This window comes from Pseudomonadota bacterium (assembly GCA_027624955.1).
Lineage (GTDB): Bacteria > Pseudomonadota > Alphaproteobacteria > UBA828 > UBA828 > PTKB01.
Genome location: JAQBTG010000062.1, coordinates 1 through 10,267 on the forward strand (window position 1 = coordinate 1; position 10,267 = coordinate 10,267).

The 10,267-nt window shown below is 54.1% G+C and carries 8 protein-coding genes and 1 tRNA gene; all 9 read right to left on the reverse strand.

Features of this window, described 5'->3' with window-relative positions:
* Positions 1-2,259: DNA-directed RNA polymerase subunit beta' (gene rpoC, locus O3A94_16365; GenBank protein ID MDA1357827.1), on the reverse strand; the 2,259-nt coding region annotated here is incomplete at its 3' end.
* A gap of 79 nt (positions 2,260-2,338) precedes the next feature.
* The gene (gene rpoB / locus O3A94_16370; protein ID MDA1357828.1) at positions 2,339-6,649 is read right to left on the reverse strand and encodes a DNA-directed RNA polymerase subunit beta; all 4,311 of its coding nucleotides are present in this window, start codon (positions 6,647-6,649) and stop codon (positions 2,339-2,341) included.
* 199 nt (positions 6,650-6,848) lie between these two features.
* Positions 6,849-7,223, reverse strand: a complete 375-nt coding sequence (gene rplL, locus O3A94_16375) for a 50S ribosomal protein L7/L12 (protein ID MDA1357829.1) — start codon at positions 7,221-7,223, stop codon at positions 6,849-6,851.
* A 59-nt stretch (positions 7,224-7,282) separates the two neighbouring features.
* Positions 7,283-7,801: a 50S ribosomal protein L10 gene (gene rplJ, locus O3A94_16380; protein ID MDA1357830.1), complete on the reverse strand. Its 519-nt coding sequence runs from the start codon at positions 7,799-7,801 to the stop codon at positions 7,283-7,285.
* A gap of 239 nt (positions 7,802-8,040) precedes the next feature.
* Positions 8,041-8,739, reverse strand: coding sequence for a 50S ribosomal protein L1 (gene rplA, locus O3A94_16385; protein ID MDA1357831.1), 699 nt, complete (start codon positions 8,737-8,739; stop codon positions 8,041-8,043).
* Between the two features lie 3 nt (positions 8,740-8,742).
* A complete protein-coding gene (gene rplK, locus O3A94_16390) occupies positions 8,743-9,174 on the reverse strand; it encodes a 50S ribosomal protein L11 (protein MDA1357832.1) in 432 nt (143 codons plus the stop codon).
* Between the two features lie 23 nt (positions 9,175-9,197).
* Positions 9,198-9,728 (reverse strand): transcription termination/antitermination protein NusG, encoded by a 531-nt coding sequence (nusG, locus tag O3A94_16395; protein ID MDA1357833.1) that lies wholly within the window; start codon positions 9,726-9,728, stop codon positions 9,198-9,200.
* A gap of 5 nt (positions 9,729-9,733) precedes the next feature.
* Positions 9,734-9,931 carry a preprotein translocase subunit SecE gene (secE, locus tag O3A94_16400; GenBank protein MDA1357834.1) on the reverse strand — a complete coding sequence of 66 codons (198 nt, stop codon included), beginning with the start codon at positions 9,929-9,931 and terminating at the stop codon, positions 9,734-9,736.
* 59 nt (positions 9,932-9,990) lie between these two features.
* Positions 9,991-10,066: transfer RNA gene (locus tag O3A94_16405), tRNA-Trp, on the reverse strand.
* Positions 10,067-10,267: the final 201 nt, after the last annotated feature.

Here is a 10,267-nt window from a genome sequence, read left to right on the forward strand (position 1 = left end):
CTCGATGATCTCACCTGAAGGCTTGGCCATGAGACCGCGCATTCCGGCGAGCTGCTTCATTTGCGCTTCTGAGCCACGCGCGCCCGAATGGGCCATCATGTAGATCGAATTCAGGGTTTTTCCGGCATTTTCCGGAAGATCGTCCCGCGCAGAATCCGACATGCCGGCCATCATCGCCGTCGCGACACGGTCGGTACATTGCGACCAGGCGTCGATCACTTTGTTATATTTTTCGCCCTGAGTAATCAATCCGGCGGCATATTGCTGCTCATACTGCTCAACGAGGTGATAGGTATTGGAAACCAGTTCGATCTTTTGAGCCGGAATAATCATGTCATCCTTGCCGAACGAAATGCCCGCCTTGCCGGCGTAACTGAAGCCCAGTTTCATCACCTGGTCGGCGAATATGACGGTTTCCTTCTGGCCGCAATGGCGATAGACGGAATCGAACACCGAACTCAGCTCGCGTTTGGTAAGAAGCCGGTTGACCATATCGAAAGGTACGTTGGCGTTTCTTGGCAAAACTTCTGAAAGAAGCATTCTTCCGGGCGTCGTCTCCAGCCTCTTGGTGACCAACTCGCCTTCGGGTGTCATGATTTCAGCTCGGCAAGTGACTTTGCTGTGCAATGTCACGGCGCCCGACTCAAGAGCCCTGCGCACTTCGTTGACGTCTGAGAATGACATACCCTCGCCCGGTTCGCCGGTGCGTGAATACGACAGATGATAAATACCAAGGACGATATCCTGGCTCGGCACGATGATCGGTTTGCCGTTTGCAGGGCTAAGAATGTTGTTGGTCGACATCATCAGGACGCGAGCTTCAAGCTGTGCCTCAGGCGACAGCGGCACATGAACGGCCATTTGGTCGCCGTCAAAGTCGGCGTTAAACGCCGCACAAACCAATGGATGAAGCTGAATCGCCTTGCCTTCGATCAGTACCGGCTCGAAAGCTTGAATGCCGAGGCGATGCAATGTCGGCGCGCGGTTCAGCATAACCGGATGTTCGCGGATTACCTGCTCCAGGATATCCCAAACTTCAGGCCGGCTCTTCTCAACCATGCGCTTGGCTGCCTTGAGCGTTGTCGCCATGCCATAAAGTTCGAGCTTGGAATAGATAAACGGCTTGAATAATTCGAGCGCCATTTTCTTCGGCAACCCGCACTGGTGCAGCATGAGTTCAGGCCCAACGACGATGACCGAGCGGCCAGAATAGTCCACGCGCTTGCCGAGGAGATTCTGGCGGAACCTGCCTTGCTTGCCTTTCAACATATCGGAGAGAGATTTCAGCGGGCGTTTATTGGCGCCAGTGATGACCCTACCGCGCCGGCCATTGTCGAATAGCGCATCAACCGATTCCTGAAGCATGCGCTTTTCATTGCGGACGATGATCTCCGGCGCGCGCAATTCAATCAACCGCTTGAGGCGATTGTTACGATTGATAACACGACGATAGAGATCGTTCAGATCTGACGTGGCGAATCGGCCGCCATCGAGAGGAACGAGCGGGCGGAGTTCCGGCGGAATAACCGGCACCACTTGCAAAATCATCCATTCTGGTTTGTTGCCCGAAGTAATGAAGGCTTCGATTATCTTAAGGCGCTTGACGTATTTCTTACGCTTGGCTTCGGAATTCGTTTCTGCCAATTCAACGCGCAAAAGCTCGCGCTCGACATCAAGTTCTAGCTCGGAGAGCATATTGCGGATGGCTTCTGCGCCGATGCCGGCGGTGAACGAATCCGCGCCATGCTCATCTTGGGCGTGGCGGAACTGGTCCTCGTTCAACAACTCATTCTTCTTCAGTGGCGTCAGGCCGGGTTCGACCACCACATAGCTCTCGAAATAGAGCACACGCTCCAATTCCCTGAGCGTCATGTCCAACAACAGACCAATACGCGACGGAACGGATTTCATGAACCAGATATGGGCGACCGGTGAGGCTAATTCGACATGACCCATGCGCTCGCGGCGCACTTTGGATTGAATGACCTCGACACCGCATTTCTCGCACACGATGCCGCGATATTTCATGCGCTTATATTTGCCGCACAGGCATTCGTAATCCTTAATCGGCCCAAAAATGCGCGCGCAAAAGAGGCCGTCACGTTCCGGCTTGAACGTCCGATAGTTGATCGTTTCCGGCTTCTTAATCTCTCCAAACGACCAGGACCTGATCTTCTCCGGGCTGGCTATGGAGATTCTGATCTTGTCAAACTGCTGGGTTGCACTGACCGGACCGAATAGATTGATCAACTCACTCATGAATATCCTCCACTAACGCCCCCGCTCACGCGGCGGCGATGAATCGGCGAAAGCTCGTGCCTTCGCCGTGGATGCCGAATCAATTACTCGAACGTAAATCGACGTCGAGACACAGCGCCTGCATTTCCTTCACCAACACGTTGAAGGATTCTGGAATGCCCGCTTCAAAATTCTCATCGCCGCGCACGATTGATTCATAAACCTTGGTGCGGCCGGACACATCGTCCGACTTAACCGTCAGCATTTCTTGCAAGGTGTAGGATGCGCCGTAAGCTTGCAGCGCCCACACTTCCATTTCGCCGAAGCGCTGGCCACCGAACTGCGCCTTGCCGCCAAGCGGCTGCTGCGTGACCAGACTATACGGCCCAATCGAGCGCGCGTGAATCTTGTCATCGACCAAATGATGCAGCTTGAGCATATAAATGTAGCCCACCGTCACCTTGCGTACGAACTCTTCACCGGTCTGCCCGTCATACAGGGTGACCTGTCCCGAACTGTCGAGACCGGCTTTCTCCAAGAGCGTCACGATATCCGCCTCATGGGCGCCATCGAACACCGGCGTTGCCATCGGGATGCCGGCACGCAAACTGCTGGCAAAATCGGTGAATTCACCATCCGACATGGATTTGACCAATTTCTCGCCGGCGCCGGCATCATCATCATAAACCTCACTCAAGAATTTTTTGAGCGGCTCTTTTGATTCACCGTTACTGATCGCGCCAAGCATCTGCCCAATCTGTTTACCCAAACCGCGCGATGCCCAACCGAGATGGGTCTCAAGAATTTGGCCAACATTCATGCGCGACGGCACGCCCAGTGGATTGAGCACGATATCGACCGGTGTGCCGTCCTCCAGATGAGGCAAGTCCTCGATCGGCAGAATTTTAGAGATCACGCCTTTGTTGCCATGACGGCCAGCCATCTTGTCGCCGGGCTGCAATTTACGCTTCACCGCAACGAACACTTTGACCATTTTCAACACACCGGGTGGCAATTCATCGCCGCGCTGAATTTTTTCAACCTTGCCTTCAAAGCGTGATTGGATGCGTTCGCGCTCGCTGTCGAGCTCCTGCTTCAAGGCCTCCATTTGGGCCATGACGGCATCGTTCTTGAGCACGAATTGCCACCACAACCCGCGCGACATGGAATCGAGAACATCTTCCGTGAGCTTAACGTCGGTGCCAAAGTCTTTTGGGCCTGTGGCGGCTATTTTACCGATGATGAGCTCATTCAAGCGGGAATAAATGTTGCGTTCGATAATCGCCAACTCGTCGCTTCTATCTTTGGCAAGATGTTCGACTTCTTCATGTTCAATTGCTAAAGCGCGCTCATCCTTGTCGATACCGCGACGGTTGAACACGCGGACCTCGACGACCGTTCCCATGCCGCCGGGCGACACCCGCAGCGAGGTATCACGCACGTCAGATGCCTTTTCACCGAAGATCGCCCGTAATAATTTTTCTTCTGGCGTCATCGGCGATTCGCCTTTTGGCGTAATCTTGCCGACCAAAATATCACCGGGCTGCACTTCGGCTCCGATATAGACGATACCGGCCTCGTCCAAGTTCTTAAGGCCTTCCTCGCCAACATTGGGTATATCGCGGGTGATTTCTTCCTGGCCGAGCTTGGTGTCGCGCGCCATGACCTCGAACTCCTCGATATGGATCGAGGTAAAAACATCATCCTCGACGAGACGTTCGGAAATCAGGATTGAATCCTCAAAGTTGTAGCCATTCCACGGCATGAAGGCGACCAGCACGTTGCGGCCGAGCGCAAGCTCGCCGTGGTCGGTACTTGGGCCATCGGCGATGATGTCACCCTTGATGACCCTCTCGCCAACATTCACCAGCGGCCTTTGGGTCACGCATGTGTTCTGGTTTGAGCGTTGAAATTTGAGCAGGTTATAAATCTTCACGCCGGTCGAAGCGGAATCGCCGCCCGCCTCTCCACGTACAACGATCCTGGCGCCATCGACCTGCTCAACCACTCCAGTTTGTTGGGCGACGATGGACGCGCCCGAATCGCGGGCGACAATTTCCTCCATGCCGGTCCCGACCAACGGCGCCTCAGAGCGTACCAACGGCACGGCCTGACGCATCATGTTGGAACCCATGAGGGCACGGTTGGCGTCATCATTTTCAAGAAAAGGAATCAATGCCGTTGCCACCGAAACGAGCTGTTTGGGCGAAACATCGACATATTCTATGTTCTCCGGCGCGGAGACGATGAAATCACCGTTGCGCCGGCAACTGACCAAGGATTCCGTAAAATTACCGCTTTTATCGATCGTCGCATTGGCCTGGGCGATGGTGTATTTGCCCTCCTCCATGGCCGACAGATAATTCACGTCGTCGGTAAGTTTCCCGCCGATTACTTTGCGGTAGGGGCTTTCGATGAAACCGTACTGATTGACCCGCGCAAAAGTCGCAAGACTATTGATCAAGCCGATATTCGGTCCTTCCGGCGTCTCGATCGGGCAAATTCTCCCGTAATGGGACGGATGCACATCGCGCACTTCGAAGCCCGCGCGTTCTCGTGTGAGGCCGCCCGGCCCGAGCGCCGAAAGGCGCCGTTTGTGGGTTATTTCCGACAATGGATTTGTTTGGTCCATGAATTGCGAAAGCTGGGAGGATCCGAAGAATTCCCTTACCGCCGCCGCCGCCGGCTTGGCATTGATCAAATCATGCGGCATGACGTTGTCGATTTCCACCGAACTCATTCGCTCACGAATGGCACGTTCCATGCGCAACAGGCCGATGCGATATTGGTTTTCCATCAATTCACCGACCGAGCGCACCCGGCGATTGCTAAGATGGTCGATATCGTCGATTTCGTCCAAGCCGTCCTTTATTCCAACCAGGGTTTTCACGACGCCAAGAATGTCTTGGCGGCGCAGGACGCGCATCGCGTCTTCGCCGTCCAAATTGAGGCGCATGTTCATCTTAACGCGACCCACCGGCGATAGATCGTAGCGTTCCGAGCCTTGGAAAATTAAATCGCTCTGCAGAATCCAAACCGGTCCTTGGATTTCATCCGGGCGCACCGCATTGGGGACGATGATTTGTGTCCACTCATCGGCTTGGTCGAGAATCCACACTAGGCCGAGATCGGCCCGTCGCAACTCGGCTAAGGCCTTGCTGCTCTTCTTCGGTCCGGCGTACACATTGACCGCTTCCTGGGCCAGCTTCGCTTTGCCGAATACCAGATCGTAGAAAAGCTTTTCCGCTGTTTCCACGGTCGGTGGCTCGCCCGGCCGCATCACTTTATAAATCTCGATCAACGCTTCTTCGCGGTTGCTGGTCTTATCGACAGCAGACGTGTTGCGAATATAGGCGCCAACATTGATGTGATCCACCGCAAGGGTCGGAACGTCGGTGATGTTCGCGGCGTCAAATATCTCCAACAATTCTTCAGTGATTTTATCGCCGGCCTCAGCAAAAATCTCACCGGTTTCCTCGTTGACGATGTCTTCGGAGATATATTGGCCGATAACTTCTTCTAGAGGCAGCAGCTGATCCTTCATGCCGCTGTCTTCTATTTTGCTGATCAAGCTTGGTGTCATTCTGCGACCGGCTTCGGCGACGACTTTGCCGGTCTTGGCATTGACCAAATCGGACAGCAGCTTGATTCCGCGTACCCGTTCAATGTTGAAGGGTGCGATCCAGCCTTTCTTTTCCTTGGTAAAACGTACGGTCTGATAAAAGGTCGAAAGGATGTCTTCAGATGACATCGAGAGGGCGCGCAATAGGACCGTGACCGGTAGTTTCCGGCGCCTGTCGATACGCACGAACACCAGATCGTTGGCGTCAAATTCAAAATCGAGCCACGAACCGCGATAGGGAATAATTCGCGCGGCGTAGAGAAACTTTCCGGAGAAGTGCTTTTTGCCGCGGTCATTATCAAAAAAGACGCCGGGCGAGCGGTGCATTTGCGAAACGATGACGCGTTCGGTGCCGTTAATCACAAAGGTGCCGTGGCCGGTCATCAAGGGCATATCGCCCATATAGACTTCCTGCTCCTTGATGTCGCGGACGCTGCGCATGCCAGTGAATTCGTCAACATCCCAAACGATCAGACGCAAGGTCACCTTCAGCGGCGCAGCATAAGTGATCCCACGCTGCTGACATTCCTCGACATCATATTTTGGTTCTTCGAATTCGTAATGCACGAACTCAAGTGACGATGTGTCCGAGAAATCTTTTATCGGAAAGACCGTCTTAAAGACTTCTTGCAGCCCGTAATCGCCACGCGTGCGCCGATCGGTATCGCGCTGAAGAAAATGCTCGTAAGAATTCTTCTGCACTTCGATCAGGTTCGGCATTTTGGCGATCTCGGTGATCCGCCCGAAATCTTTGCGCAGTCTCCGATAACCCATATATGATTGTGGCATTCTCGCCTCTCGCAATACTCAAGTTGTTCAACTCAATCCCTACCGGCGGGTGACGGAATCACCCGCCACCGGGAGGCGTTTTCAAACGCACTCAGTGCATTTGGTCATGCTTTTTCAGGCAGCGCACGACGCGCCGCCGCGTCGGCCGGCGTAACCGCCGGCCGCACAAGCGATAAAAATGAAAGCGAAATCAAGTGACCTACTTGATCTCAACTGTCGCACCCGCGCTCTCGAGTTGCTCCTTAATCTTTTGGGCCTCGTCTTTGGAAACGCCTCCTTTGACTTCCTTGGGCGCTTCCTCAACAAGTGTTTTGGCCTCTTTCAAGCCAAGACCGGTAATTGCCCGAACTTCCTTGATCACGTTAATTTTCTTTTCGCCAAACGCCGTCAGCATGACGGTAAATTCAACCTGCTCTTCGGCCTCTTCTGCAGCCGCAGGAGCGGCGGCACCAGCCGCCGCGACAGGCGCGGCAGCGGAGACGCCCCATTTTTCTTCGAGCATCTTGCTCAATTCTGCCGCTTCAAGAACCGTCAGGTTCGACAAATCATTCGCTATTTGAGCTAAATCAGCCATTTTCTATCTCCTAGAACTTACGCAATCAAAGTGCGTTTTGTGATCATTAATTAAGACGGCTATGCCGCCTCGCTTTTTTCCGCATAGGCGTTCAAGACACGCGCCAATTGAGCCGCCGGCGCTTGCACCACACCCGCGATCCGGGTCGCCGGGGCTTGAATCAAGCCTACAAGCTGGCCCCGCAATTGATCGAGCGATGGCAATGCCGCCAAGGCCCTAACGCGATCAACATTCAACATGTCGCCATCGAGTGCGCCGCCGACAACAACTAGTTTGTTGTTCTTCTTGGCGTATTCGACGGCAACTCTAGCGGCGGCAACGGCATCTTTTGAATAGGCGATGGCCGTAGCGCCGGTAAACAGACCGCTGATGTCTTTGAACGTTGTCCCTTCAAGGGCACGAAGCGCCAATCGGTTTTTGGTTACCCGAAAATTTGCGCCGGCATCCCGCATCTTGCTTCTTAAATCCGTAGCTTCCGCTACGGTCAATCCGCTGAACTGCGTGACGACGACGAGGTGCGCCGATTCAAACACCTCACGGAGACCCGTGACGGCTTTTTCTTTTTGTGTTCGATCCACGATTCCCTCCCTCAGGCACAGCCTGCGCAGCACAATGCGGCGCGGGAATATCGTTTCACAGGTCTATTCTTCATCTGCACAACTCCTGTCTTGGTGGGTGACCCAATGTCCTTAAGCCGCCTTCTTTCGGGCGGCGCCCACGGTCTCGAACAGGATGGGCCGATTGACTGGCCCAGTGGAAAAATGGCGGCCCGAGACGTCCTCCGCCATTTCTGGTAATAATCTAAAGTTATGTCTTCTTAGCCCGCGCTCAGCGTCGAGATATCTATTTTGACTCCGGGCCCCATGGTCGAACTCAAGGCAACCTTTTTCATATAGACGCCTTTGGCGCCGCTCGGTTTGGCCTTGTTGATGGCATCGATGAAAGCGGTCACATTTTCATTCAAGGCCTGCTCGCTAAAGCTCGCTTTGCCGACGCCGGCATGAATCACACCGGCCTTTTCCACACGAAATTCGACCTGCCCACCCTTGGCCGCGCGCACGGCCTCGGCTACATCTTTCGTGACCGTGCCAAGTTTTGGATTGGGCATGAGGCCGCGCGGCCCCAATACTTTGCCAAGCTTACCGACGATCACCATCATGTCTGGCGTGGCGATGCAGCGGTCGAATTCTATTTCGCCGTTTTGCACTTTCTCGGCCAAATCTTCGGCCCCGACAATGTCGGCGCCGGCCTCTGTTGCCAGAGCGACATTGTCATCCTTGGCAAATACCGCCACCCGGACGGTGCGCCCAGTGCCGTTCGGCAACGTCACCATGCCACGTACCATTTGGTCCGCATGGCGCGGATCTACGTCGAGATTAACGGAAATATCCACCGTCTCGTCGAATTTTGCCGCCGCGTTGTTTTTGACCAACGAAACCGCCTCTGTCAGCCCATAATGTTTCAAGCGATCAATGCTTTGTGCCGCAAGCTTGACGCGTTTGCCTTGTTTAGCCATTGCTCAATCCACCACTGTAATTCCCATGGACCGCGCCGAGCCTTCAATCATCCTGCACGCCGCCTCCATGTCATTGGCATTGAGATCGGCGATTTTTTTCTCGGCGATCTCAGTGATTTGCGCTTTCGTCACGGAACCGACCGGCTCATTTCTGCCGACCATTCCGGAGCCTTTTGCCAGGCCCGCCGCCTTTTTGAGAAAGAAGCTCGCTGGCGGTGTCCTTGTGACGAATGAAAAAGTACGATCACCATAGACCGAAATCACGGTCGGGATCGGCATGCCCTGTTCCAGCCCTTGGGTTTGGGCATTAAACGTCTTGCAAAATTCCATGATGTTCAGCCCAGCCTGACCCAACGCGGGGCCAATCGGGGGCGATGGATTCGCCTGCCCAGCAGGAACTTGAAGCTTGATATAACCAGTAATCTTTTTTGCCATGGTACGCGTTACACTCTATCTATTCAGGCCTTTTCGACCTGAGAATATTCCAACTCAACAGGCGTCGCCCGGCCAAAAATGGAAACCGCGACTTTGATTCTCGCTTTGTCTTCATCGACCTCCTCCACCATGCCGTTAAACGAGGTGAAGGGACCGTCACACACTCTAACCGTTTCGCCGATTTCAAAGGTCACGGAAGGCTTAGGCCGTTCAATGCCTTCCTTGACCTGATGCAACACGCGATCGGCCTCAGCATTGCTGATCGCCACGGGCTTGCCGCCGGAGCCTAAAAATCCGGTAACTTTTGGCGTGTTCTTAACCAGATGCCAAGTCTCATCGGTCATGTCCATATGAGCGAGGATATAGCCCGGAAAAAACTTGCGCTCGGACTTGATCTTGGCCCCGCGGCGCAATTCCACAACTTCCTCGGCCGGCACCAAGACGTCTTCGATCATATCGTCGAGACCCATTTGCACTGCCTGCTCCTTCACAGAAGCCGCCACCTTCTTCTCGAAGCCCGAATAGACGTGCACGATGTACCACTGTTTTGCCATATCAATTAGCCACCCAATCCAAGGATGGCCCGCACGCCAACCGACAGCACCTGATCCACAAGAAAGAAAAACAAGGCCATAAAGACCACCATGATGATAACCATAATGGTGCTCGTTATTGTTTCCCGGCGCGAAGGCCAGGTTACCTTGGATACTTCCTGTCGCACTTGGCGCAGAAATTCGATTGGCGTCGCTTTAACCATTCAATCCAGTCGCTCAGTCAAAAGTTTAAACAGGGTCGGCTCAAATTTGCATTTCATAGTGGCAGGAGTGGAGGGTCTCGAACCCCCAACCTCCGGTTTTGGAGACCGGCGCTCTACCAATTGAGCTACACTCCTCCAACCCGCGCCCTACAATTCCTTCATTCATTCTTTTGAACGGTCCGAAAGTCCTTTGTCATGTCCCGGAACCGTCTAAGAGAGGTGCTCTGCCCTCTTCAACAATGCACGGCCACCCTGGGGTGACCGCGACTGGTATTCTATTCCATAATTTTAGCGACAACGCCTGCGCCCACGGTACGGCCGCCTTCGCGAATTGCG